Here is a 25,329-nt window from a genome sequence, read left to right on the forward strand (position 1 = left end):
AATAATGTGAGATGTAATGATGAGTCGAGCAGTACGTAAAGTAGGGCTATTTCTGGGTATATTTTTAAGCAGTATAAGCTTCGCTGTAAATGCGGGGAAGCTTCTTCCTCCCTGGTACTTATTGAATAATCAGTTAAGTGCCACCTTAAATGCGGATCCTTGTGTACACGTGGGTGATTTAACCGGCGATGGGCTTGAAATGGAAATTAAAGTTACTGTTTGTAATGAGGATAAAGCACGTGCATTAGCCTCATTCATTAATCGTGTGCATACCTATGGAGATGAATTAGCAGTAACGGTAAAAATTTATTCTGATTCGGCTCCTGTCGAAGCGAACGCGCCCAGTACCCCAGATGAAGCGGTGGAGCTTATCAATCAAGCTCTTAAAGGAAACAAATATTTTTTAAGTGCAGGACTTGGCACAAGACAATATGATGGAACCGCCTATGCACTTTTTAAACCTATGATTGTGCAATATTATGCTGATGATACGAGTGACTGGTATTTTAATAAGAATGAAGTAGCAGCTAAAGCTTTTGGGACTGTTTTTAATCTAGACCCTTATCTTGATGGCGCTATTAAAATGTATGCTAGCACCGAAGTGATAGAATAAGATAAACAAAGTAAGCAAACATAAACTTCTTTTATATCCCAGGTCAAGGAGACCCTTTAACCTGGGTTTCACATACTAAGCATCCTCTTGAAGTGATTAAAAATTATACAATTCCTATAAATTTATCATAATTGTGATAGACTACAAAAAAGACATTTAGTCATTTTTTTGCCCACACAGGCAATGCCTCAATATATTTGGAAAGATGTTATGCCAAAATGTACCATTGGATTATTACTCAGTGCAGCACATATTGCTTACCGCATTGTGGGGAAGGACAATAATTTGCGAGAAGAGCCTCGTGAGGGGTACGTCTCTACAGCCCAATTAATGGCTGATATCTCTAATTCGGGATACCTCATTACGGAAAAAACCAATGCCGATGTAGCACTTTCCAATGGTTTAACTGCAGTTCGGCTTGAACCACTAGATAACGAATCGCCTATCATCATTTCTTTTAGAGGATCAGATTCTCTGAGAGATGTGTTTTCAGACCTAAATGTAATATTGACTGGCACAGTAGGAAGAAAACTACAAGAAGATGCTTTTTCTTTTTTTAAAGAAACTAAAAAAGCTTTTCCAAATAGAGAAATTATATTAGTGGGTCATTCTCTTGGAGGGCACTTAGCTCAACATGTAGGTGCGATAGCTTATGCCGAAGATCCAGACTTGATAAAATCAAGAAGTATCCATGTAAGAACTTTTAATACCGCACCTGTTGATTCACGTCATGGTAGATGGTTGAAGGATAAACACCCTTCTATTTTTACTCAATTTTGTAATTATAGACTGGATAGAGATGTAGTCAGTCAAACACCCGTTAAACAATATTATGGAAACACCTTTTCGTTTTGTACCGAAAAAGGTAGGTTTGCAGCTCATCCTCTGAGGGCAATGAGAGAAGTTATTCCTGACTCCGTACAAAACTTGGAAATAGGTGGAACTAATAAAGTTCAAAGAGACTTAAATACCTTAAAAGAAGCAGTTCTAGGTATAAAAGAAGCTTATGCTGCCCATATAAAGGGGCAATGGTTTTCTAAGTTTCGAATGGGTAGTAAAAATATGAAAATTATCGATGAGACCTTAGACTTGGTTACCAAGGAATTAAATGAAGATCCGCCTGATTTGGAAACGGCAAAAGTTCTACTAAAACTTGCTAGGCTGGGAACACATGGAGCTACATCGCATAAGTGCTTGAAATTTTTACTAGAGGATGTCGAGTATGTTCAAAAAGAATATAAGGAACTTCTTGCATCCTCGAGTGTGTCGAGCGAGAACGCCTATGAATTTCATCGTTAAACGGATGGATTATTCAACGGTGGACAATGATACTCTTCGGTGCTCTCATTTTCGGAATTGACTGCTTGCAATACAATGGGGAATTTCCACAAAGAATAGAGATGTTTCAGTACGTCTGCGGTGGTATTCCCTAAAGGTACTCTGTTTTGTTGCGTATACCTTAGAGTCATGGAGCGATCTCCTTGTACGTCAACAGAGAAAATTTGAATATCGGGTTCTAAATAACCTAAATTATACTGTCTCGATAATGCCTCTCTTATTCTTTGATATCCTGGCTCATTATGAATTGCATTAACATAAAGATCAGGACTGCGATCATCGTCAACAACATGAAATAATTTTAAATCACGAATCAATTTGGGTGATAGATATTGGGCAATAAAACTTTCATCCTTGAAATGGCGCATCGCATTATCCAGGCTACTTAACCAATCGGTATTAGCCAAATAAGGAAACCATGCTTTATCTTCTTCAGTAGGATTTTCACAAATCCGTTTGATGTCTTGCATCATATGATAACCCAAAGTATAAGGATTAATTCCACTATAATAGGGGCTATTATAAGGTGGTTGCATGATAACGTTGGTGTGACTTTGTAAGATTTCCAACATAAATTCATCTGTAACCAGCCCTTCATCGTACAGTGCGTGTAAAATGGTATAGTGCCAAAAGCAAGCCCATCCTTCATTCATCACCTTGGTTTGCCCTTGAGGATAAAAATACTGAGCCATCTTGCGTACAATACGGACAATTTCTCTTTGCCACGGCTCTAATAAGGGTGCATTTTTTTCAATAAAATACAAAATATTTTCTTGCGGTTCTTCTGGGAATCGTTTTTTCTTAGCTTCTTCGGTGACTTGTCGGCCTTGAGGTATGGTTCGCCATAATTCATTAACTTGCGATTGCAAGTAAATTTCGCGATTTTGTTGGCGGATTTTTTCTTCTTGGATGGACAAAGGTGCCGGGTGTTTGTAACGATCCACACCATAGTTCATCAAGGAATGACAGGCATCCAAAATTGATTCTACTTCATTGATGCCATAACGTTGTTCACATTCACTAATGTATTTTCTTGCAAACACCAAATAATCAATAATGGCATCAGCAGAAGTCCACATTTTAAATAAGTAATTGTTTTTAAAAAACGAGTTATGTCCATAACAAGCATGAGCAATTACCAAAGCTTGCATGGCCATGGTATTTTCTTCCATAAGATAGGAAATACAAGGATTTGAATTAATAACTAATTCATAAGCCAAACCCATTTGTCCTCTTTTGTAACTTTTTTCAACACTGACAAAATGTTTACCAAAAGACCAATGATGATAACCTATAGGCATTCCTACAGAAGCATAAGCATCCATCATTTGTTCTGCAGTAATAACTTCTATTTGATTGGGATAAGTGTCTAACTTAAAGTCTTTGGCAATGCGTGCAATTTCACGATCGTAGTCCTGTATTAATTCAAAGGTCCATTCTGCACCTGTAGATAATGGCTTCTTCTTTTTCATGCAGTCTTCCTTTTAAATAGCTCATGAAATACCGGGTAGATGTCTGCTACCGTATCAATATTCTCCATCGCAAAATTAGGATAGCGCTCTTTTACTAGTTGATAAACTTCCCATAAACTTTGATGATGGCGTGGCATGATTTCAATATAGGCAAAATATTGCAATAAAGGCATGATCTTATCTTGCAATAACTCCTGACAATAAGGGGAATCGGCGTTCCAATTATCTCCATCTGATGCTTGGGCGACGTAAATATTCCATGCTTCGGGAGGATATCGGGTATCGATAATGGTACTAAGAAGTTCTAAAGCGCTGGAAACTACAGTACCCCCCGTTTCTCGCGAATAAAAGAACTCTTCTTCATTTACCTCTTTGGCAGAGGTATGATGGCGGATAAATACGAGCTCAATTTTTTCATAATTTTTGGTAAGAAACATATAAAGAAGGATAAAAAAGCGTTTTGCAATATCTTTCTTCGCCTCATCCATTGAACCGGATACATCCATTACACAAAACATGACTGCTTGAGTTGAGGGTGAGGGTATACGAACGCGAAAGTTATAGCGTAAATCGATAGTATCAATAAAGGGGAACGTTTGTATTTTTTTCTTAAGATATTCAACTCTCTTTTGCAGATTGATTAAAGCCTCGGCATCTGGAACAGGTTGGGCCTGTAGTTGCTCGAGTTCTTCTTCAGCAGCGATTAATTGTTTTTTATAAGGAGAAGCTAAAGCAACGCGACGTCCCGTTGCTTGTTTCATCGAGCGAAGAACATTAATATTGTTGGGAATGCCACTGGTTGTTACTCCCGCCCTTACTGTTTTGAAGGTGCTAATACGCGCCAATTCTTTTTTAACTAAATCTGGCAATTCCAGATCTTCAAAGTACAGATCCAAAAATTCTTCCCGTGATAATTCAAAAACAAAATTATCCTCACCTTCACCACTGTCACTGGCTTCAGAACCATCCCCGCCACTCCCAGAACCACCAGTGGGCCTCCTTATTCGATCACCAGTAACAAAATTATCATTACCAGGTAATACCCGTTCTATGTGTCCACCTTGACCTCTATGAAACATAGGCTCAGAAATATCTTTGGCTGGAATGGTAATTTGTTCGCCTTGGTCAATTTCGGTAATACTTCGCTTGCCAACTGCATCAGAGACAGCACGTTTGATCTGATTTTTATAGCGGCGAAGAAAGCGTTGGCGATTAACCGTACTTTTTTTACCCGCATTTTGTCGTCTATCAATCAATTGCGACATAATTTAGCCCCACATAAAATATTCTGCACCTATTTGTACTTTGGCGAAGGCAAGAGCCTGGGCTCAAAGAAGCTTTACTATAGGTCCCGGGTTACAACTCGCGCTTAACCCAAACTACAAAATAGCTAGTCTTTAGCTTTCTCTCATAGGTGCGAGAGAACCCCATTATTATTGTGACTTACGTACTCGCAAATACCATTCGCAAAGCAAGCGTACTTGTTTGCGTGTATAACCTTTATCGATCATTCGAGAAATAAACTCCTCATGTTTTTTCTTATCATCTTCAGATGCTTTGGCATTGAAAGAAATAACAGGTAACAAATCTTCCGTATTGGTGAACATCTTTTTCTCAATCACCGATCTTAATTTTTCATAACTGTTCCACACAGGGTTTTTGCCACGATTATTAGCACGGGCGCGTAAAACAAAATTCACCACTTCATTACGAAAATCTTTTGGATTGGATATCCCTGCGGGTTTTTCAATTTTTTCCAGTTCTTGGTTTAATAAAGCGCGATCGAAAATTTCACCGGTATCTGGGTCGCGATAATCTTGGTCTTGGATCCAGAAATCTGCATAGGTTATGTAGCGGTCGAAGATATTTTGGCCATATTCAGAATATGATTCCAAGTAAGCAGTTTGAATTTCCTTGCCAATAAACTCAACATACTTAGGTGCCAAATATTCTTTAATAAAGGCCAAGTAAGATTCCTGTACTTCTTGCGGAAATTGTTCTTGTTCAATTTGACGCTCCAAGACATACATTAAATGTACTGGATTCGCGGCTACTTCACTATGATCGAAATTGAACACTTTAGATAAGATTTTGAAAGCAAAGCGAGTGGACACACCACTCATTCCTTCATCAACACCGGCGAAGTCACGGTATTCCTGATATGATTTAGCTTTCGGGTCGGTGTCCTTTAAACTCTCGCCGTTATAAACGCGCATTTTTGAGTAAATACTTGAATTTTGAGGCTCTTTTAAACGAGTTAACACTGAAAATTGCGCCAACATGTCCAAAGTCCCAGGGGCACATTGTGCATGAGTCAGCGAACTATTATCAATAAGCTTTTGATAAATTTTAATTTCTTCAGAAACACGCAGGCAATAAGGTACTTTGACTATATTAATACGGTCTATAAATGCTTCATTATTTTTGTTATTTCTAAATGATTGCCATTCGGACTCATTGGAGTGCGCTAAGATAATTCCTTCAAATGGAATAGAAGATAATCCTTCAGTTGCGTTGTAATTGCCTTCCTGAGTGGCCGTTAACAATGGATGTAGCACTTTGATGGGTGCTTTGAACATTTCAACAAATTCCAAAAGACCACGGTTTGCACGGCATAAGCCACCAGAATAACTGTATGCATCAGGATCATCCTGAGAAAACTCCTCGAGTTTACGAATATCCACTTTACCCACTAAGGACGAGATATCCTGGTTGTTTTCATCGCCTGGCTCTGTTTTGGCAACGGCAATCTGTTTTAAACGGGATGGTTTAACCTTAATCACTCTAAATTTACTGATGTCTCCATTATATTCATGTAATCGTTTAACTGCCCAGGGTGACATCAGATATCGTAAGTATCGGGGGGGAATTCCGAACCGTTCTTGGAGTAACTCAGCATCTTCTATTGGATTAAATAAAGAAAGAGGGGATTCAAATACTGGTGAACCTTTAATGGCATAAAAGGGGGTTTTTTCCATTAAATCTTTTAATTTTTCAGCGATAGAAGATTTACCTCCACCTACAGGTCCTAAGAGATAAAGAACTTGTTTGGTTTCTTCCAGTCCTTGAGCTGCATGTTTAAGGAAACCAACAATTTGTTCAATGGGTTCTTCCATGCCGTAAAAATCTTGAAATACAGTATAATGAGGGATGATTTTATTGGAAAAAATCCTTGATAAAACAGGATCATGACGTGTGTCAATCATTTCTGGCTCACCTATAGCCATTAATAAGCGTTCCGCTGGATTGGCATAGGCAGACGGGTCATTTTTACACAACTCTAGGTATTCTTCCAAACTCATCTCTTCTTCTTTGTTATCTACAAAGCGTTTGGTATAACCAGTTAAAAAGTCTTGAGTGTTCATATGCCATCCCCTTTTACCCTTCTATAAGGATATATTGTGTTTCTTTACATTTATTGCATTTTACTGGTAAATGCAATAATGGATTTTCAGCTAACTTCGTTCTATTTATAAAGATTGACCTAAGAAGTTACCCCTTTATAATCATTATAGGCTAAACTAGGAAAATTGTTATATAACTCAATAAACTTAATCGCATTTGCATAGGATGTAATGATCATGCCTAACACTACCGTTTATTTAAAAAACTACCAGCCCCCTTTTTTTACAGTAGAAACTGTAAATTTAAATTTTGACTTGTATGATGATCATGCTTTGGTACAAAGTGAACTGAAATTAATCCGTCAACATCAAGGTCCTTTGCATTTATATGGAGATGAGTTGGAATTGGTAAGCGTGCATCTGAATGGCCAAAAACTCGAGCCATCTGCTTACACCTTACATGAGGATGAGCTAATTATAGAAAATTGTCCCGATGAACTGGTATTAGATATTGTCACGCGGATTTATCCTCAAAATAACACCCAATTATCCGGCCTTTATCGCTCAAATCATTTATTTTGTACCCAGTGCGAGGCAGAAGGCTTTCGACGCATTACCTATTTTCCAGATCGCCCCGATGTTTTAGCTACTTATACAACGCGCATTTCGGCAGATAAAAAACAATACCCTATCTTGTTATCCAATGGAAATTTAATCGAATCAGGTAGCACTCCGGAGGGGCGTCATTGGGTAGTTTGGAATGATCCCTTTAAAAAACCATCGTATTTATTTGCTTTAGTTGCAGGAGATTTGGCTTGTGTGCAGGATCAATTTACTACGAGTTCTGGTCGCACTATTGATTTACGTATTTATGTGGAACCTGGAAATGAAGATAAATGTGCCCATGCGATGGACTCTTTAAAAAAATCCATGCGCTGGGATGAAGAAGTTTATGGACGTGAATACGATCTGGATATTTTTATGATCGTAGCGGTTAGCGACTTCAATATGGGAGCAATGGAGAACAAGGGATTAAATATTTTTAACTCCAAGTACATTCTTGCTCGTCCTGAAACCGCAACCGATCAAGATTTTGCAGATGTTGAAGGCGTGGTTGCCCATGAATATTTTCATAATTGGACTGGTAATCGAGTTACCTGTCGTGATTGGTTCCAGTTAAGTTTGAAAGAAGGACTCACTGTGTTTCGGGATCAGGAATTTTCTCGGGATATGAACTCACGTGACGTAAATCGGATTATGGATGTTAGGGTATTGCGAAGTGCGCAATTTCCCGAGGATGCCGGAGCCATGGCACATCCGGTACGACCCGAGTCTTATCAGGAAATAAATAATTTTTATACAGCTACGGTATATAACAAAGGTGCTGAAGTTATCCGTATGCAGCATACACTACTTGGTAAGGCAGGTTTCCGTAAGGGTATGGATTTATATTTTAAACGTCATGATGGTCAAGCGGTTACTATTGATGATTTTGTTGCTGCTATGGAAGACAGTAATCAGATTGATTTAACTCAATTTAAACGATGGTATAGCCAGGCAGGAACTCCAGAAGTAACCGTTACTAGTGAGTATGCACAAGGGCAGTTGATCTTAAAAATGAAACAAAGTTGTCCTTCAACTCCTGAATGCCATGAGAAGAAACCATTTCATATTCCTATTAAAATTGCCTTATTTGACTCTAATGGACATCAAATATCATTGGATCGAGAACTATTAGAGTTAAAGGAAATGGAACAGAGTTTCACTTTTACAAACTTAAATGAAAAACCGGTCATATCCTTATTACGTGAGTTTTCTGCCCCGATTAAGATGAATCATGATTTAAGTCAGGACGAGTTGTTGTTTTTATTGCGACACGAAGTAGATGGTTATGCTAAATGGGATGCAGCACAAAATCTTATTCTGAATTGCATCAAGGAATGTTTGAATAAACCATCAAGTAAATGGCAAATTCCATCTAATTTGATTTCAGCTTTGCAGCATGTATTGCTTGATGAGTCACTTGATGCGGATCTTCGCGCAGAATTATTAACACCTCCAGGATTTGAGGATATTGCTACACGATTAGAGAGTGTGGATGTGAGTGCTGTAGAAAGTGTACGTGATTTTTTTCACCAGCAATTAGGTTGGTATTTGTATGAAGCTGCTCATTCACTTTATCGGCAGTTATGGAATATTGAAGATCACCGTATGAATGGTCCTGCATACGGGCGGAGAAAATTACGCAATGTTTGTCTATGGCTTATGATGAAAGCAAAGGAAGTTTCAACTCTAGACCTGTGTCAACAACAATTTATGGCTGCACGGACTATGACCGATCAAATGGCTAGTTTTTCTTTATTAGTTAATTGCACGAATCAAGGTTTACGCGAACAAACAATTGATGATTTTTATAAACAATGGTCCAAAAATGATTTGGTTTTAGACAAGTGGTTTGCAATCCAAGCGACTTGTGAGTTACCGGAAACTTTAACTCATGTGAAAGTTTTATTAAAACACCCTGCATTCTGTATCAAGAATCCAAATAAAGTCCGCGCTTTGCTCGGCGCATTTTGTATGGGAAATCCGCGCAATTTTCATGCATTAGATGGAAGCGGTTATTCCTTTTTAGCGGAAATGCTGGTGACACTAGATAAGATTAATCCGCAAATCGCAGCCCGCTTGGCTAATCCGTTCACGCGTTGGAAGCGCTATGATAGCTCCAGACAAACTTTGATGCGAAATCAATTAGAACAGTTGGCTAAGTTAGAATTATCACGTGATTTGGCAGAAGTTGTTTCTAAAAGTTTAATGGTGAATTAGAGAAGCAATTTGGTAACCTGGGTTAGGCGACGCCATAACCCAGTTATGGTTTAACCTCATTTTAGAGTACGACTTTAGTGTTTTCAGCTGGAAGAGAATTCAAATCATTGCATAAATTGGAAGGTTTTAACGTGTAATACAGCCCTAATCCTACTTCAGATAAAAAAATACACAGGACAAGTGCACCAAACAATATACAAAAAATTTGTTTGTTCTTTTTCTTTTTTTCATGGATTTTATTGAGAATGGTTTCATTACTGTGAAACAAACGGTCGCTGATTATTTTAATGACTGAGGCGACAATTGCATCATGACACTCATGATTTTCCAAAGCATGTAATTTGCTGATTGACAGGTGTAACACCACAGTGGACTCCATTGCTATGACAGTTAGAGCACAGGTGCGGTTTTGAATCACCCTCATTTCATCAATTGTTTCTCCTGCGCTCAGGGTTCCAATCAATTCAGGGGCAGAATTTTCCCTTTCTTTTTTATAAAGCCCAACAGTCCCCGAAATAATAATGAAAAAATTATCATTTAATTCACCTTCTTTAAGCAAAATATTGCCTTTTCCAAAGGTAGTTCTTGATGAAATCTCCATAAATGTTTGATAATTTTCCTCGGATAAAGAACTTAAGAGAGGACTGTTTCTTAAAATATTTTTTTCATTTACGGAAAAGTCGCTCATTGAATTTTCCTTAACTCAATTGAGTTTTATTATGCTCTTTCGTCACGCAATCTGATTGAGATATTTGAGACAAACGAGCTCGGTTACTTTAATTATTTGTAGAGAGATGCATTTTTTTCAAGAAAAATTAAATTTTGAACAATTTTATTGGAATTATGAATAGCTCCTTGATAATTTGACAGGTGCACGTTTATCGATAAGCTTTTTACGGATAATAGGTAAAATTAAACAGAGTAGGAGCGGAAATGTCTCATCGTTTTGCAGTTATGGGTAATCCAATTGCGCATAGTTTATCCCCGATAATTCATCAGTATTTTGCTCAACAGGTGAATGTGCAATTGACTTATGAAAAAATTAAGGTGGATGAATCATCTTTCGAGCAACAAGTATCTGATTTTTTTACTCTCGGTGGCAAGGGTCTTAATATTACTTTACCCTTCAAACAAAGAGCTTTTGCGATGGCATTACACTGTAGTTCACGTTGTGCCCAAGCTGGAGCTGCAAATACGTTATGGATGGAAGCAAATCAATTACATGCAGACAATACGGATGGTGTGGGAATTATTCGTGATTTGCATCGCTATATCTCAGTCGAAAGCAAAAGGGTATTGATATTAGGAGCTGGAGGAGCCGCTCGTGGAATAGTTTATCCTCTACTGGAGCATCATCCTGCAGAGCTGATCATAGCCAATCGTACTTTAACCAAAGCGGAAGATTTCCAACGTGCTTTCCCGCAAATCAAATGTTTGAGTCTTAATGCGCTGGAAGGACAATTTGATTTGGTGATTAATGCTACTTCTGCCAGTTTGGCGGGGGAGTTTGTGGCCTTACCTGCACAATGTATGTCAGCAAAACCATTTTGTTATGATCTGTCTTATGAACACAATGAGATTACGGCTTTTGTTCAATATGCTAAGGACTTAGGTTGCGAAGCAGTGGATGGTTTAGGCATGTTGGTCGAACAAGCTGCTGAGTCATTCTTTATTTGGCATGGTGTGATGCCTCAAACAGAAGAAGTACTTTCCCTATTACGTACCCATGTCACCGGGGGAAAATCAAAATGAAACCCAGGTTATACGGAGGCTTCACATTGTAAGTGGCGCAACTACTCAAAAAAAGCCGTAACTTCCTTGGCATTATTGATGGTGTCTTGAAAACCAAGTTCAAGCAATTCCCGGGTGTAGTCTCGTTCAAAAAGCACAAAACTTAAAAGATCGCCAGAATGTTTTTTCTCACCTAGAATATTGAGGAGATAGCGGAGTAAAGTGGGAAGCGCTTTAAAATGGATTTGCGCTAAAGGTGCTAAATCTTTACTCGGACGTAAATGCAAAGTAGTGATGGGGCGCCATGGAGAGCGGCGCTTTTTCCACATTGAGAGCAACATCGCTATTTCATTCATTCGGTTGACCATTTCAATATCCCGGTCGAGATTGTCCAAAAAGAGCGCATTTAGCATGTTACCAAAAATATGCGAAAAAGGAATGTCATCATGATTTCGTAACGTTTCCTGTTCAACAAATGTAGGTAGAGCCCGGGTTCCTAAAATTAGAATTTTATCGACTTCAAAACGAATAGATCCTCGTAGTGGTGCAGCCAGACCCACGCTACCGTCACCATAATGAAAACCGTCAAGTAACACGGTTGGAAAAAATAGAGGTAAGGCACTGGATGCTAAAATATGTTCTGCCTGGACGCTAACACGCTTGCTGCCGTGGCGCGGGTAATTCCAATCCATAAATTCAGGATTATTATGTTCGTAAAACGAAATAGTCTGGCGAGTTTCATAACAATTGCTGATAATTTCTAGAGTATCGAGATAGCCACCACTTATATTTTGCGCAATTTTATTGAAATCAAGGCCATCCGTTATCATCTCTCTCAGAGGAGTGGTATCAAGTAAATGTGCCGCTTGCCGTTGCTTGATCATCATAGTGCTCATGTTACGCATAACGGATTTACTTAATGCAAAATTACTCGCTTTATAAACTTGCTGGCAATGAATTTCACTCCAAATCGTCTCGAGTTTATCAAGTGCTGTGGGAAAGTCATCGGCATTTTCCGCAAGCACTGCTGCGTTCATACTCCCCACGCTTACGCCGCTGACCATTTCAAAGGGTAATGTTTTAACTTGTAATATGTGGCCAATTGCTTTTAAGACACCAGCTTGATAAGCGCCTCGAGCACCACCACCTGCCAAATAAAGGGCTTTTTTAGACATAATGATTTTTTTTATCGCATTTATTTAGTCTCTATGAGGAAATATAGTTGAGTTTATACTGGATTAGCAAGCTCTAGCGTATATTGGAAAAAAAATTATCAAAATTTTGGCGAATAGTATATTATGTGTTTCTGAACAAAGTGGGTAATTGGTGAGCAAGGTGAGAGAATTTGAGATTTCTGATACTCTACTCGAGGCAGCTGAAGTCCTTGAAGAAATACAACGCCCCATCGACTGTGAAATTGAGCTCTTATTCTTTAAGAAAAATCCTGAAAAAGTCTTAAAGAAGGTATTACTTGCATCACAAATCATCAAAACTACCGGTAGTTCAGGCAAGGCAATAATGCAGATAAGTTCTTCTATAAGAACGTTTAATAATATTGCGCCTACTGAATCGCTGAAGCAAGGATTAGGTATCGGAGCAATTATATTTGCTGCATTGGATTTTCTTCTTATCCCGTTTATTTATCTTACCTGTTACTTATTAGGCGAAAAAATTCCTGCGGATCGGAGCAATAATTCCAAATGGCTTTTTTCTTCAATATTGTTAGCACTGACGATCACTTCCATAACAGTTCCTGCTGTAGCAATAGCGATTGCTCTAACCACAACATCAATCTCATTTCTTTTAAGCGTATTTTTATTAGGCAGAGCAATATATGAACGTAACCGTTTGGGTAATGATCGTAGAGCAATTAGAAAATTGATTGACAATACTACAGAGGAAATAAAATCCATTCAGACCGATGCAATTACGCTTAGAAATGCATTAAGAGAAGAGATCGATGAACAGGAGCTTATCTTTTTATGTGAGCAAATTTCAATGCTACACGAACGTTTTAAGGCAGAAAAAGATGAGCTAATAAAACTTAAGTTAAAAGAATTGGATTTGAATAACAAAATAAAGAACGCAGGATTTATGCAAGTCATGGACAAGGGAGTTGGTTTAAGTTTGTCTGCCTTAGGTTTAATTGGTTTAATTGTATCTTTATATTTCCCATTAGTAGGATTAGGGATATTAACCGCAGTATCCGTTATTTCACTTGCATACCTTGCAGCACGATTGATCGTGCCTTTAATCCAATTGGGAAAATGGATTGTTAACAAAATTTGTTCTTTGGTTGGCGGAAGTTCTGAGGATTTAACACAGGCGGATAAGCCTAATAAAGAATATTCAACCGATTTGATGTTAGGACGTTTTTCGGCTAATAAAAATGATATAAATGAGTCGTCGCAAAAAATAACTAAATACACTTCGGATATCTCATTATCCCGTACAATCCCATTATTTCAGCCTCTGAAAAGCTCAGTAGATAGAGTCGAAAAAGGAAAACCGATTCATTCTTTATTAACTCCACCTATTGAAAATACATTTCACTGATAAGATAAGCACCTATTGATAAATAGCTTTTTTCTGTTATTCCTCAATTTCGTAGCTTCTGCTTTTTTAGTCTAAACCTCATTGCAAAAAACGTAAAACTCCTTTAACTTAAAAATTTACCCCCAAAAGGAAAAAAACTCATGGTGAATATACTTCGCGAGCAACCCCGTGCATTTCACATGATTTTTATGTTGGAATTATGGGAGCGGTTTGGGTTTTATACTGTTCAAGGGATTTTAACTTTATTTTTTATTCGCTATTTGGGTTACAACGATACCGTTTCCTATTACACCTTTGGTGCCTATTCGGCTTTAGTATACGGGATGGTGGTTATTGGTGGGTATTTGGGGGATAGAGTATTAGGAACCAAACGTACCATTGTTTTGGGCCTTATTGTTTTGGCTGCAGGTTATTTTTCTTTGGCGCTTACTGATAAGGAACATGTATTTCTTGCCCTTGGGTTAATTTGTGTTGGAAATGGTTTGTTTAAAGCAAATCCATCAAATTTGCTTGCTAAATGCTATGAGGCAAATGATCCGCGTTTGCATGGTGGCTTTACCTTGTATTATATGGCAATCAATTTGGGAAGTATGATTGCATTATTTGCTGGACCAGCAATTTCTAGCCGCTATGGTTATTCTTATGCGTATATGATGAGCGCGATCGGTTTATTAATTGGCTTGGCAAATTATTGGCTTCAACATCAATTTGTGGCTCATATAAATACTGATGCGGACAAACGGAACATTTCGTTTTTCCAGTGGTTACTGATATTGGTCGGAATAGTCTGTCTCACTGAAGGATCTGCTTATTTATTGCAGCATGTAATGCTAACAAAAAATTTGTTTTGGTTGATTACCATTACGGTAATCGCTTATTACTTATTCATGATTCGCAAGGAAAGCAAAATTATCAAGATGCGTATGTTGGTTGCTTTGGCTTTGATGTTGGAAGCCATCATTTTCTTTACTTTATATCAGCAAATGCCTACCTCGTTGAATTTGTTTGCGGTCCATAATGTAGTCCCTGTTTTTTTGGGAATTACGATTGATGCACAAAGTTTCCAAGCGTTAAACCCGATTTGGATCGTATTAATGAGCCCAGTTTTGGCCTATTTTTATGACGTTCTTCATAGAAGAGGCATAGAGTTTTCTATTCCTTATAAATTCTCTTTAGGAATGACGATGTGTGGAATTAGTTTTTTAATGCTCTTTTTTGCACGTTATTTTTACACAGACCAAGGTATGGTTTCTTCCTGGTGGTTAATCATGAGCTATTTATTTCAAAGTGTGGGTGAATTATTAGTATCTGCACTAGGAGTGGCTATGGTTGCAGAATTGGTACCTCCCCAGATTGCTGGATTTGTGATGGGAATGTGGTTTTTAACCTCCGCAATTGCGGGATTTATTGGTGCTTCAGTCGCATCTTACACAGCACTTCCTGAGCAAATTAAACCTGGAGTAGGTTCATTAATGATTTATACTCATGTGTTTGCTTGTATTGGCATTGTCACCCTAATTATTGCTTTCCTAATGTGGTTATTGTCACCACGGTTAAGTCGTTATATTTCGGGGAAAAAAACAGACTTAGAGCAAGAGGCAAAAGAAGCAGAATACTCTGTATCTAAATGTTTTATGATTCAGTCTCGGTTTGAACAACATTCGGATCCGCTTAATTAAAATACGTTGAGAGATATTTTTAATAATTCGTATTGAAGATGAGTCAACCTAAAATCCGAGTGGAATTTAGATTGACTCAATTCGTTTATCTCCAATGACCTCGGCCACGATGCCAACCACCCCAGCCTCCTTTATGCCAACCGCCACCGTGCCAACCAGTTCTATGCCAACCGCCATGCCAGTTACTACCATGCCAACCTCTATAGAAGCCGCGCCCACCCCAATAGCCCAAGCCTAAACTACCCAATCCTAACCCGAGGCCAGAATAAGAGTAACCTGGGTAATACCCTGAATAATAAGAGTAGTTTGGATAATAGCCTGAATTATAATAGCCAGTATTGGGATTTGCAGTGACATAGCAACCGCTTAAAAGAAGTGTAGGAACAAACACTAATACTGCGATAATAATTTTTTTCATGATCGCTTCCTTACGCAATGTTCGCACATTAATTATACTCCATGAATATAATTTGATCAAAAAATAATTGATGTAGCAAATGAATGACAGTAAGTTGTTTTATTATTAAGGCATTTTTTAAGATAGCTTGGATAAACTATGTTCATTTCGAGGATTTCTATTGTACTATGCAGTGAATTATGGAGTTAATTGAAAGCAGGTAAGAAAAATGAGTATCCCAATCAATCTGCATTCTCAAAAATTAATAAAGAACTATTTATCAGAGGCCCAAGTCCATTCACGTGAGCTTAGTTCCATTACTACATCGGTTGATCTCCAGACCTTAATATTTTGGTTGAATAAAGAGCTAAAATACTCTAGGAAATCAAAAGGACAACAGCAAAAAATCGAGTTTATTCTTGTACTATTACGAACGTCTTTATTGCAGGATTTATTCCTTTCTATGAAAGGGGTTGACGCCAATTTACTCCAAGAAGAGAAACCTAATACTCCAATAGACAAGATAAAATTTATCTTGCTCACTATGGCAGGTATTTTGGTTGCAGCATGTCAGGGATTCGATAGCATTGTGACCATGCTAAATATTTTCAATCTATCTTCCTCAATGATTCTTGCTGCTGGATTTGTATTCTCCTTTCTTTCAGTGATTGTTTTTTGTGGATTTGACTTAGTCAAAGTCTCGAAGGCTTTGGGAGTTAAACTGAGTGATACTTATAAGTTATTAGATGCATATTTGTTGCAATTAAAAATAATTAAATCCATTAGAAAAAAAGTAAATGAATATTCTCTTTCAGATTTGTCACAAGAAGATTTAAAACAATTGGAATGCATTATTTCCATGCTGCAAAAACGCTTTACGTTGCTCACTGAAGCAAGTAAGCAATTTGAGTTGGCCCTCACAAGTGAGAATATGAATAGGGCTAAGTCGCTTATTTCCGGTGTGTCTGGAATCCTGTTCTTTGGCGGAGGGTTCTTCGCTGGTCAATCAGTAGCTCTTTTCATGTCTGGTCTTCTTATAAACCCATTAACATCAGCTTTTTGGCCTGTGATCCTGTTTAGTGCTCTCGTCGGATTCGCTGCATTTAGCATTTACTGGTATGTTGAGCGTCCTGGACTAGACAAATTAGTAAGCAGCTGGTTTGGCCTAAACGAAGAGAATATCCAGAAATTATGTGATAAGCATCTAATTAATAAAGAAATTCATAAATTAGAAAATCTACAACTAAAAGTAATAGGTGCTTCTCGATTAGTGAAAAAATTAACTCAAGCTGAACAGCGCATTGAGTTGGATAAAACACTGTTAATTGATGAATGTGTTGATGAGCGAATTTCGATCGATATACGAGCAAGTGGTAATTATTATTCTTTTCTTAAGCCTCAGCGACCTTGCGATGTACTCTTGAACATTACGTGTAAGCAGGAACAAGTAGACCCGTCTTGTTGTTTTATGTAAGGTCGGTATAGATAATATTTATCTTTCGATCTTAAAGTTAAATATTGAGAATATCTTTCACAAAAGGAATGGTTATTTTTCGCTGTGCAGCAAGAGATGCATCGTCTAAGCGGTTAAGCAAATTATGTAGGTCATGCATATTTCGGGAACATCTATTTAAAAGGAATTGACCCACACTTTCTGGTAAGTCGAACCCTCTTTTAAGCGCATGAAGTTTCAAAGTGTGAATTTTATCTTCGTCACTTAATTCCATTAGTTGAATTACCAAGCCCCAACTTAATCTTGAACGTAAATCAGCCAGTTGAATCGGAATTGTAGCGGGAGATTGATTTCCAGAAATAATTAGAATGCTTTGTTCCATATCTTTGATTTTATTGTATAAATGAAATAACGCTTCTTCCCATTCAGGATCTTTGGCTATAACATCTATGTCATCAATACAGATTAACTCTTGATCTTCAACTCCCTCTATAGCTTGCGGTCCCCATTCTTTAAGAAAAGTCAAAGGAAGATAGATTGCAGATTGAGCATCAATTGCTTGACAACATCCTTGTAATAAATGGGTTTTACCGCTACCTGAATCACCCCAAAGATAAAGTAACCGATCTTCTTTATGAGTGAGCATGTGATGTAATTGCTGGTGCAACAGTTTATTACTTCCCCAATTGAAATCAACAAGGGTAGCCTCATCGTTTAATTTTATTGCTAACGCCAACTGCTTATTCATTATGATGGTTCTTTTTTGGGATACGCTTTTTTGCCCCAGGTCCATATATAATCAATATAAGTAACCGCTGTTGTAAACGTCGTCAAAATGATTAGAACAGTGATCAAATAAGAAGGAAATTCAAAATAGGCTAATTCAAATAAACAGGAAGTAACCAGAATGAGTTGTAATGCAGTATTAATTTTACTGAGCAAAGTGGGTTGAAAATCCAACTTGCGGCGAACAAATTGATACCAAGCAACTACCCCCAAAGAAATTGTTAAATCCCTGAGGAACACTAAAACGACAAGCCACCAAGGCAATAAACCAATTAATGCTAAAGAGATGAAGCTGGAAGCAATTAATAATTTATCCGCAAGTGGATCCACAAAAGATCCAAAAAAGCTTTGCCAGTTAAAACTACGAGCTAAAAAGCCATCCAAGCCATCACTTAATCCCGCAAATATGAATAAATAAAAAGCGATTACATACTCATGGCGATATAAAAAAAATAGAAAAGGTGCGATTATTATGAGACGCAATAAAGTTAGAGCATTTGGTATGTATTTTAATATCATAGGCCATACGATAATGTAATTACCCTTATTTGCTCAGCCCCTTAAATATAGGGATGGCTTAAGAAAGAGTATATGTTTTTGCTGAACTGTTAAGTCTAGTGTATACAATACTCGTAGTTCTGTCACTTATGTTTCTCTTCATTTTTACGATACATAATTAATGTATTACCAATCATTTGTACGAGTTCGGCTTGTAGTTGTTGGCATAACTCATCTGCCATCATAATTCTGTCCTCCCTTTCTGCCCCATTAATTTTCACTTTTATGAGTTCATGCGAAAGCAATGCAATATCTGTTTCGGCAATAACGGCTTCAGTTAATCCTTTCGCACCAAGAAGCACGACAGGTTTTAAATGATGTGCTTGGGCTTTAAGTGATTTTTTGAGTGCAGTATCCACTGGTAATGTTCCTTAAATACACTCCAATAACATAGCTATTTGGAGACTGAATGATAAAATGGTAAATTATTGCACGTTTTGCTGGGAAAAGGTAGTGAAATTCAGTATCATAGGTCAAATTGATACTCTATATAAATTTATGAAGCGTACTAAAAGCAGTAAGCGGTGGTTACAAGAGCACTTTGATGATGTTTATGTAAAGAAAGCACAAGCAGAGGGTTATCGTAGTCGCGCTATATACAAGTTAAAAGAAGTAGACGACAAAGAGTCTTTGCTCAAACCAGGGATGACGGTAGTTGATCTAGGAGCAGCTCCTGGTGGATGGACACAGTATGTCACTGAACGGTTGCAAGGTCGCGGGCGTATAGTTGCCCTTGACATTTTGCCTATGGATGCATTGCCCGATGTGGATTTCATTCTTGGGGATTTTAGGGAAGATGAAGTACTGCAGAAGTTAAAAGATTTAATCCCTGAACACAGTGTTGACTTGTTATTATCAGATATGGCCCCAAATATGAGTGGTACAACTGCAATTGATATTCCACGTGCCATGTATTTGGTAGAATTGGCTTTTGATTTTGCAGAAAAAATGCTAAAACCAGGTGGTTCCATGCTAATTAAAATCTTTCATGGCGCTGGTTTTGATGATTTAGTAAAACAAGCAAGAGCTTCTTTTGAGAAAGTCGTGATTCGAAAGCCTTCCGCTTCTCGTTCTCGCTCAAAAGAAACCTATTTGCTGGCAAAGGGATACAATTTATAGTAACTTTATGATTTAAGAATCCGATCATAATATAAAAGCTGTACGTCACTAACGAGGTTAATACTTTGAACGACATGGTTAAGAATTTATTTTTATGGCTGATTATAGCGATCGTGCTTGTTTCAGTTTTCAGTAATTTCGGCCCTCGAAACACGGTTGCTGAGAAGCTTTCTTACAGCCAATTTTTGAAAGAAGTCGATCAAGGTATGGTTAATTCAGTCACCATTGAGGATGATAAAATCATCAAAGGAATGACTAAAAATAATAAACGTTTTGTAACGTACATGCCTATGCAAGATAATGCTTTATTAGGCGAGTTGCTAAAAAGTAAAGTCGACGTAAGCGGCCAAGAGAAACAACAAGAAAGTTTCCTTCTCCATTTATTTATCAATTGGTTCCCAATGCTGCTTTTAATCGGGGTTTGGATATTTTTTATGCGCCAAATGCAAGGAGGGGGTGGTCGAGGTGCCATGTCGTTTGGCCGATCACGTGCACGCTTGCTTGGTGAAGATCAAGTAAAAGTGACTTTTGCTGATGTTGCAGGAGTAGATGAAGCTAAAGAAGAGGTTAAAGAATTAGTGGATTTTCTTCGTGATCCTACCAAATTCCAAAATCTTGGGGGACGTATTCCTCGCGGTGTATTATTAGTGGGCTCTCCCGGAACAGGTAAAACCCTTTTGGCTCGAGCTGTTGCTGGTGAAGCGAAAGTTCCATTTTTCACCATTTCGGGTTCGGATTTTGTTGAAATGTTTGTCGGGGTGGGTGCATCTCGGGTCCGCGATATGTTTGAACAAGCGAAAAAACATGCTCCTTGTATTATTTTTATCGATGAAATTGATGCAGTAGGTCGTCATAGAGGCGCGGGTCTTGGAGGCGGTCATGACGAGCGCGAACAAACACTAAACCAATTGCTTGTGGAAATGGATGGTTTTGAAGGGAGTGAAGGAGTAATTGTTGTTGCAGCAACGAACCGCCCAGATGTTCTAGATCCTGCATTATTGCGCCCAGGTCGTTTTGATCGCCAGGTGGTAGTTCCATTACCTGACATTCGAGGTCGTGAACAAATTTTAAGAGTGCATTTGCAAAAAGTTCCCGTAGATAGCAATGTGGACATTATGGCAATTGCTCGAGGAACTCCGGGGTTTTCGGGAGCAGATCTCGCGAATCTGGTGAACGAAGCTGCTTTATTTGCTGCACGTGCAAATAAACGCAAGGTCAACATGGTGGAATTAGACAAAGCAAAAGACAAAATTATGATGGGAGCGGAACGACGTTCCATGGTTATGGATGATAACGAGAAAAAACTAACTGCTTATCATGAGGCGGGTCACGCAATTGTTGGTTTATCTGTACCCGAACATGATCCGGTGTACAAAGTTTCTATTATCCCACGGGGTCGTGCTCTTGGGGTGACTATGTTTCTACCAGAGCAAGATCGCTATAGTCATAGTAAACGCCGTTTAGAAAGCCAATTATGTAGTTTGTTTGGTGGCCGTATCGCCGAGGAACTCATTTTTGGTCCTGAAAGCGTGACTACTGGTGCCTCGAATGACATCATGCGTTCTACTGAAATAGCCCGTAAAATGGTTACAAGCTGGGGACTTTCATCTTTGGGCCCTCTTACTTTTGGTGAAGAAGAAGAGGAAGTATTCCTAGGGCGATCGATGAATAAACATAAAGAAATGTCAGACAGGACAGCGCAGCAAATTGATGATGAAGTCCGTACGATTATTGACCGAAACTATAAACGAGCTAAAGAAATTCTTGTCACCAATATGGATAAACTGCATTTAATGGCACAAAATTTGATTAAATACGAAACGATAGATTTCAATCAAATCCAAGAAATTATGTCGGGTAAAGAGCCTACACCACCGGAAGATTGGAATTCGTCAAAACCACTGGATGGCTCGGAAGTGAATAACCACTCATCAGAAAAACCAACAGAGCATGAGGTTAGTGTAAACCCTGCTGAAGAGCACTGAAATATTAGTGAGAAAAGCAGGTGAATCCAACGCAATTTTCAGGTTGGCTTGAACTACAAAGCCAACCTTCTTTAGGTAAATCAATCCAAAAACCTTTAATTATGGGAATATTAAATGTCACTCCAGATTCATTTTCTGATGGTGGCGAATTTTTATCCCTAGATAAGGCTTGCGAACACGCAGATTACTTAGTAAGTAAAGGTGCAGATTTAATCGATATTGGAGGGCAATCAACCCGACCCGGAGCGCACCATGTACCGCTCGATGTCGAATTAAATCGAGTCATACCTGTCATTAAACAAATTCGTACAAATTCAGATATATGTATTTCGATTGATACAAATAAACCAGAGGTTATGGAAGCTGCTATCAATGCAGGTGCTAACCTAATTAATGATATTTATGCTCTACGCACAAAAGGGACTCTGGAGATGGCGGCACAGCTGGCAGTTCCGGTATGCTTAATGCATATGCAAGGTGAGCCACACAATATGCAACGTAATCCATATTATGCAGACGGTGTGCTTAATGAAGTAACCCGTTTTTTTATGGAACGTATTAATGCATGTGATAAGGCAGGCATAAAAAGAAGTAATATAATTTTGGATCCGGGCTTTGGATTTGGAAAACAAGTACAAGATAATTTGCTCTTGGTAAAAAATCTTGATAGCTTTGCATCATTGGGGAGGCCTCTGCTTTTAGGGGTATCACGTAAAAGTACTATAGGGACGGTACTGGCTAGAGAGGTGGGTGAGCGTTTGATAGGAAGTATAGCGGCAGCGGTTTATGCAGCACTGAAAGGCGTGGGGATCATTAGAACGCACGATGTAGATGAAACAAACCAGGCGCTGCAGATGACTACCATGATTAGTCAGGCCGATGTAGATCAGCTCACGCGAGCTAAAATTTCTTAATAGAGGTGGTTAAGGATGAGTCAACGTAAATATTTTGGTACTGATGGCATCAGAGGGCATGTGGGTCTGTCAAATATTAATCCAGAATTCGTTTTGAAGTTGGGTTGGGCTGTTGGCCGAGTATTGGCTAATGGGCATCGCAAAAAAGTAGTGATTGGAAAAGACACACGAGTTTCAGGCTATATGCTGGAATCAGCTTTGGAGGCGGGGTTATCCGCTGCTGGTGTTGATGTCGCTTTGTTAGGTCCAATGCCTACTCCAGCCATTGCTTATTTGACTCAAACACTGAGAGCCAATGCCGGTATCGTGATTAGTGCATCGCACAATTTATTTGAAGATAATGGAATTAAGTTTTTTTCTTCAGAAGGGGGTAAATTACCCGACAGCGTTGAATTAGCAATTGAAGCGGAACTGGAAAAGGAAATGCAAACCGTCCCGTCACAAAATTTGGGGAAGGCGGCACGAATTGATGATGCAAGTGGGCGTTATATAGAATTTTGTAAATCAACAATTCCTTCATTAACACGATTATCCGGTTTAAAAATAGTTGTTGATTGCGCTAACGGTGCAACCTACCACATTGCTCCCAATGTATTTGTTGAGTTGGGTGCTCAAGTTATCGCTATCGGTAATCGCCCTGATGGCTTTAATATTAACGAGGATTGTGGTTCTACAGCTCCTGAATTATTAAGGCAAAAAGTTATTAGTACGGGTGCAGACATTGGTATTGGTCTAGATGGTGATGGAGATCGTGTGGTCTTAATCGATTCTGATGGTCGTTTACTTGATGGAGATCAAATTCTTTATATTATTGCGAAGGATAGGCATCAAAGAGGCGTATTGAATGGCGGGGTAGTGGGTACGCAGATGAGCAATTATGGATTGGAAATCGCAATAAAAAGTCTGGGTATCCCTTTTGTTCGAACACGCGTAGGAGATCGATACGTTTTAGAGGCTTTACGAGAAAAAGATTGGAAGATTGGTGGTGAAACCTCAGGACATATTGTTTGTCTGGATAAAACTACAACAGGCGATGGGATTGTTGCTGCATTGCAAGTCTTGTCAATTATGGTAAAGCAAGGGAAAACCTTACAGCAATTAATTGAAGGAATAAATTTATTACCACAAAGCTTGATGAATTTAAAAACTAATTATGCCACCTTACTTGCTGAACATACTCAAGTAATTGAAATTGTGCGAGCTTTAGAAACTAGTTTAAAAGGAGAGGGAAGAGTATTACTCAGACCGTCAGGCACTGAACCTTTATTACGTGTTATGGTGGAAGGTATGGATGAGAGTATTGTAAAACAGCATGCACAAAAGTTATGCGATGAGATTAGTCAAATTGAGAGGGGTTTGGGCGCTTAGTAATAAATTTAACCTCCTGGTTTTTGAGCTAAAGAACCTTTTAATAAAAAATACACGATAAGACTACACATCGGCATTGAGTTTGGGTATAGTCCGCAATTGGAACGAGGGGGTGTACTAATGAGGCACAAGATAGTTGCGGGCAACTGGAAAATGAATGGTCAGCTGCAGCAAGTGATTCAATTAAGTAATGAACTTAAACAATCACTGAATTCTATTAATGATGTCCAAGTTATAATCATACCTCCAGTAATTTATATTCCACAAGTCAGGGATATACTTGCTGAATGTAATATTGAAGTAGGTGCCCAGAATGTATATCCAAAGGACTTTGGAGCGTATACCGGAGAAATATCAGCGCCTATGTTAAAAGATTTTAACTGTCGCTATGTATTGGTGGGACACTCTGAGCGAAGACATTTTTTTCATGAAGATGAAAATTTTGTAGCGCAAAAATTCCACCATGTAAAAGAACATGATATGATACCGGTTCTTTGCGTCGGTGAAACGCTAGTTGAGCGTGAAAAAGGGCAAACAGAGCAGGTCATTGCTAAACAATTACTTGCAGTAAGTGAGCAAGACAAAAATTGTTTTCGTGATTGTGTTGTAGCTTACGAACCCGTTTGGGCAATAGGCACAGGAAAAACTGCTTCACCCGAACAAGCACAGGAAGTACATCAGTTTATTAGAAAGCTGGTTGCAGAGATAAATCATAGCGATGCTGGACGTTTACCCCTTTTATATGGGGGAAGTGTGAATGAAAACAATGCCAGAGCATTATTTGCCATGCCAGATGTAGATGGTGGCTTGGTAGGAGGCGCATCGTTGAACGCGAAACAGTTTGTGGAAATTGTGAAATGTATCAATTGATATTAATGATTCATGTAATCGTTGCTGTAGTCTTAATAGGCTTAGTGCTCATCCAACATGGTAAAGGCGCCGATATTGGTGCAGCTTTTGGATCAGGCGCTTCAAATACTTTATTTGGTAGCCAAGGGACAGGCGGATTTTTATTTAAATTAACTGGTGGTTTGGCAATAACCTTTTTTATCACCAGCTTATTGTTATCTTATTTGGTGTCTGTCCAATATCAAAAAGCAGATCAGCAAATAATTCCTCAGACTAGTGTACCTGCGAGTTCAATTCCTGTACCGGTTGATAACAATAAGAAATAAATAAGAATCTTCTCTTTG

Annotated in this window: 22 protein-coding genes; 13 read left to right on the top strand and 9 right to left on the bottom strand. The window is 38.5% G+C overall.

What is annotated here, in order from left to right:
* Positions 1 to 16: 16 nt before the first annotated feature.
* Both ACWTE2_RS25700 and ACWTE2_RS25705 read left to right on the top strand, forming a co-directional pair.
* Positions 17 to 613, top strand: a complete 597-nt coding sequence (locus ACWTE2_RS25700; RefSeq protein WP_454784983.1) for a group-specific protein — start codon at positions 17 to 19, stop codon at positions 611 to 613.
* A gap of 210 nt (positions 614 to 823) precedes the next feature.
* On the top strand, positions 824 to 1,912 hold the full coding sequence (locus tag ACWTE2_RS25705) for a lipase family protein (protein ID WP_454784984.1): 1,089 nt from the start codon (positions 824 to 826) through the stop codon (positions 1,910 to 1,912).
* Here the strand turns inward: ACWTE2_RS25705 and ACWTE2_RS25710 are convergent.
* From ACWTE2_RS25710 to ACWTE2_RS25720, 3 genes are all read right to left on the bottom strand, one after another.
* Entirely contained in the window at positions 1,909 to 3,423 is a 1,515-nt protein-coding gene (locus tag ACWTE2_RS25710) for a SpoVR family protein (protein ID WP_454784985.1), read from the bottom strand. The two genes, ACWTE2_RS25705 and ACWTE2_RS25710, sit on opposite strands and share 4 nt — an antisense overlap.
* Positions 3,420 to 4,688 carry a YeaH/YhbH family protein gene (locus tag ACWTE2_RS25715; RefSeq protein ID WP_454784986.1) on the bottom strand — a complete coding sequence of 423 codons (1,269 nt, stop codon included), beginning with the start codon at positions 4,686 to 4,688 and terminating at the stop codon, positions 3,420 to 3,422. The genes ACWTE2_RS25710 and ACWTE2_RS25715 overlap by 4 nt, the downstream gene beginning before the upstream one ends.
* Positions 4,689 to 4,856: 168 nt before the next feature.
* Positions 4,857 to 6,788: a PrkA family serine protein kinase gene (locus ACWTE2_RS25720; protein WP_454784987.1), complete on the bottom strand. Its 1,932-nt coding sequence runs from the start codon at positions 6,786 to 6,788 to the stop codon at positions 4,857 to 4,859.
* Between the two features lie 216 nt (positions 6,789 to 7,004).
* Here ACWTE2_RS25720 and pepN point away from each other — a divergent pair, with 216 nt between their 5' ends.
* Positions 7,005 to 9,590, top strand: a complete 2,586-nt coding sequence (gene pepN / locus ACWTE2_RS25725) for an aminopeptidase N (protein ID WP_454784988.1) — start codon at positions 7,005 to 7,007, stop codon at positions 9,588 to 9,590.
* Positions 9,591 to 9,651: 61 nt separating this feature from the next.
* Here the strand turns inward: pepN and ACWTE2_RS25730 are convergent, their stop codons facing one another.
* A complete protein-coding gene (locus ACWTE2_RS25730) occupies positions 9,652 to 10,278 on the bottom strand; it encodes a Crp/Fnr family transcriptional regulator (protein ID WP_454784989.1) in 627 nt (208 codons plus the stop codon).
* 245 nt (positions 10,279 to 10,523) lie between these two features.
* Here ACWTE2_RS25730 and aroE point away from each other — a divergent pair, with 245 nt between their 5' ends.
* A complete protein-coding gene (aroE, locus tag ACWTE2_RS25735; protein ID WP_454784990.1) occupies positions 10,524 to 11,342 on the top strand; it encodes a shikimate dehydrogenase in 819 nt (272 codons plus the stop codon).
* Between the two features lie 41 nt (positions 11,343 to 11,383).
* Here the strand turns inward: aroE and ACWTE2_RS25740 are convergent, their stop codons facing one another.
* Positions 11,384 to 12,496, bottom strand: a complete 1,113-nt coding sequence (locus tag ACWTE2_RS25740; RefSeq protein ID WP_182392322.1) for a patatin-like phospholipase family protein — start codon at positions 12,494 to 12,496, stop codon at positions 11,384 to 11,386.
* A gap of 160 nt (positions 12,497 to 12,656) precedes the next feature.
* On the opposite strand from ACWTE2_RS25740, the gene ACWTE2_RS25745 reads away from it, so the two are divergent.
* The gene (locus tag ACWTE2_RS25745) at positions 12,657 to 13,877 is read left to right on the top strand and encodes a hypothetical protein (protein ID WP_454784991.1); all 1,221 of its coding nucleotides are present in this window, start codon (positions 12,657 to 12,659) and stop codon (positions 13,875 to 13,877) included.
* Between the two features lie 140 nt (positions 13,878 to 14,017).
* Positions 14,018 to 15,556, top strand: coding sequence for an oligopeptide:H+ symporter (locus tag ACWTE2_RS25750; protein WP_454784992.1), 1,539 nt, complete (start codon positions 14,018 to 14,020; stop codon positions 15,554 to 15,556).
* 85 nt (positions 15,557 to 15,641) lie between these two features.
* Here ACWTE2_RS25750 and ACWTE2_RS25755 read toward each other — a convergent pair whose 3' ends face one another.
* Positions 15,642 to 15,974, bottom strand: coding sequence for a hypothetical protein (locus ACWTE2_RS25755; protein WP_454784993.1), 333 nt, complete (start codon positions 15,972 to 15,974; stop codon positions 15,642 to 15,644).
* Between the two features lie 208 nt (positions 15,975 to 16,182).
* Between ACWTE2_RS25755 and ACWTE2_RS25760 the strand changes: the two genes are divergently transcribed.
* Positions 16,183 to 17,427 (top strand): hypothetical protein, encoded by a 1,245-nt coding sequence (locus ACWTE2_RS25760; RefSeq protein ID WP_454784994.1) that lies wholly within the window; start codon positions 16,183 to 16,185, stop codon positions 17,425 to 17,427.
* A 37-nt stretch (positions 17,428 to 17,464) separates the two neighbouring features.
* On the opposite strand, the gene hda is transcribed toward ACWTE2_RS25760, so the two are convergent.
* From hda to yhbY, 3 genes are all read right to left on the bottom strand, one after another.
* The gene (gene hda, locus ACWTE2_RS25765) at positions 17,465 to 18,154 is read right to left on the bottom strand and encodes a DnaA regulatory inactivator Hda (RefSeq protein ID WP_454784995.1); all 690 of its coding nucleotides are present in this window, start codon (positions 18,152 to 18,154) and stop codon (positions 17,465 to 17,467) included.
* Positions 18,154 to 18,711, bottom strand: a complete 558-nt coding sequence (locus ACWTE2_RS25770; RefSeq protein WP_182392328.1) for a CDP-alcohol phosphatidyltransferase family protein — start codon at positions 18,709 to 18,711, stop codon at positions 18,154 to 18,156. Before ACWTE2_RS25770 ends, hda begins: the two co-directional genes overlap by 1 nt.
* Before the next feature lie 122 nt (positions 18,712 to 18,833).
* A complete protein-coding gene (gene yhbY / locus ACWTE2_RS25775; RefSeq protein ID WP_182392329.1) occupies positions 18,834 to 19,109 on the bottom strand; it encodes a ribosome assembly RNA-binding protein YhbY in 276 nt (91 codons plus the stop codon).
* 139 nt (positions 19,110 to 19,248) lie between these two features.
* Between yhbY and rlmE the strand changes: the two genes are divergently transcribed.
* The 6 genes from rlmE to secG all read left to right on the top strand — a co-directional run bounded on the left by rlmE (position 19,249) and on the right by secG (position 25,311).
* Positions 19,249 to 19,869: a 23S rRNA (uridine(2552)-2'-O)-methyltransferase RlmE gene (gene rlmE / locus ACWTE2_RS25780; protein ID WP_182393575.1), complete on the top strand. Its 621-nt coding sequence runs from the start codon at positions 19,249 to 19,251 to the stop codon at positions 19,867 to 19,869.
* Between the two features lie 74 nt (positions 19,870 to 19,943).
* A complete protein-coding gene (gene ftsH / locus ACWTE2_RS25785; RefSeq protein WP_454785030.1) occupies positions 19,944 to 21,854 on the top strand; it encodes an ATP-dependent zinc metalloprotease FtsH in 1,911 nt (636 codons plus the stop codon).
* Positions 21,855 to 21,874: 20 nt separating this feature from the next.
* Positions 21,875 to 22,768: a dihydropteroate synthase gene (folP, locus tag ACWTE2_RS25790; protein WP_454784996.1), complete on the top strand. Its 894-nt coding sequence runs from the start codon at positions 21,875 to 21,877 to the stop codon at positions 22,766 to 22,768.
* 15 nt (positions 22,769 to 22,783) lie between these two features.
* On the top strand, positions 22,784 to 24,136 hold the full coding sequence (gene glmM / locus ACWTE2_RS25795; RefSeq protein WP_454784997.1) for a phosphoglucosamine mutase: 1,353 nt from the start codon (positions 22,784 to 22,786) through the stop codon (positions 24,134 to 24,136).
* 120 nt (positions 24,137 to 24,256) lie between these two features.
* Positions 24,257 to 25,006 carry a triose-phosphate isomerase gene (gene tpiA, locus ACWTE2_RS25800; protein ID WP_454784998.1) on the top strand — a complete coding sequence of 250 codons (750 nt, stop codon included), beginning with the start codon at positions 24,257 to 24,259 and terminating at the stop codon, positions 25,004 to 25,006.
* On the top strand, positions 24,994 to 25,311 hold the full coding sequence (gene secG, locus ACWTE2_RS25805) for a preprotein translocase subunit SecG (RefSeq protein ID WP_454784999.1): 318 nt from the start codon (positions 24,994 to 24,996) through the stop codon (positions 25,309 to 25,311). Before tpiA ends, secG begins: the two co-directional genes overlap by 13 nt.
* Positions 25,312 to 25,329 lie beyond the last annotated feature (18 nt).

It is taken from the genome of Legionella nigrisilvae (genome assembly GCF_977063395.2).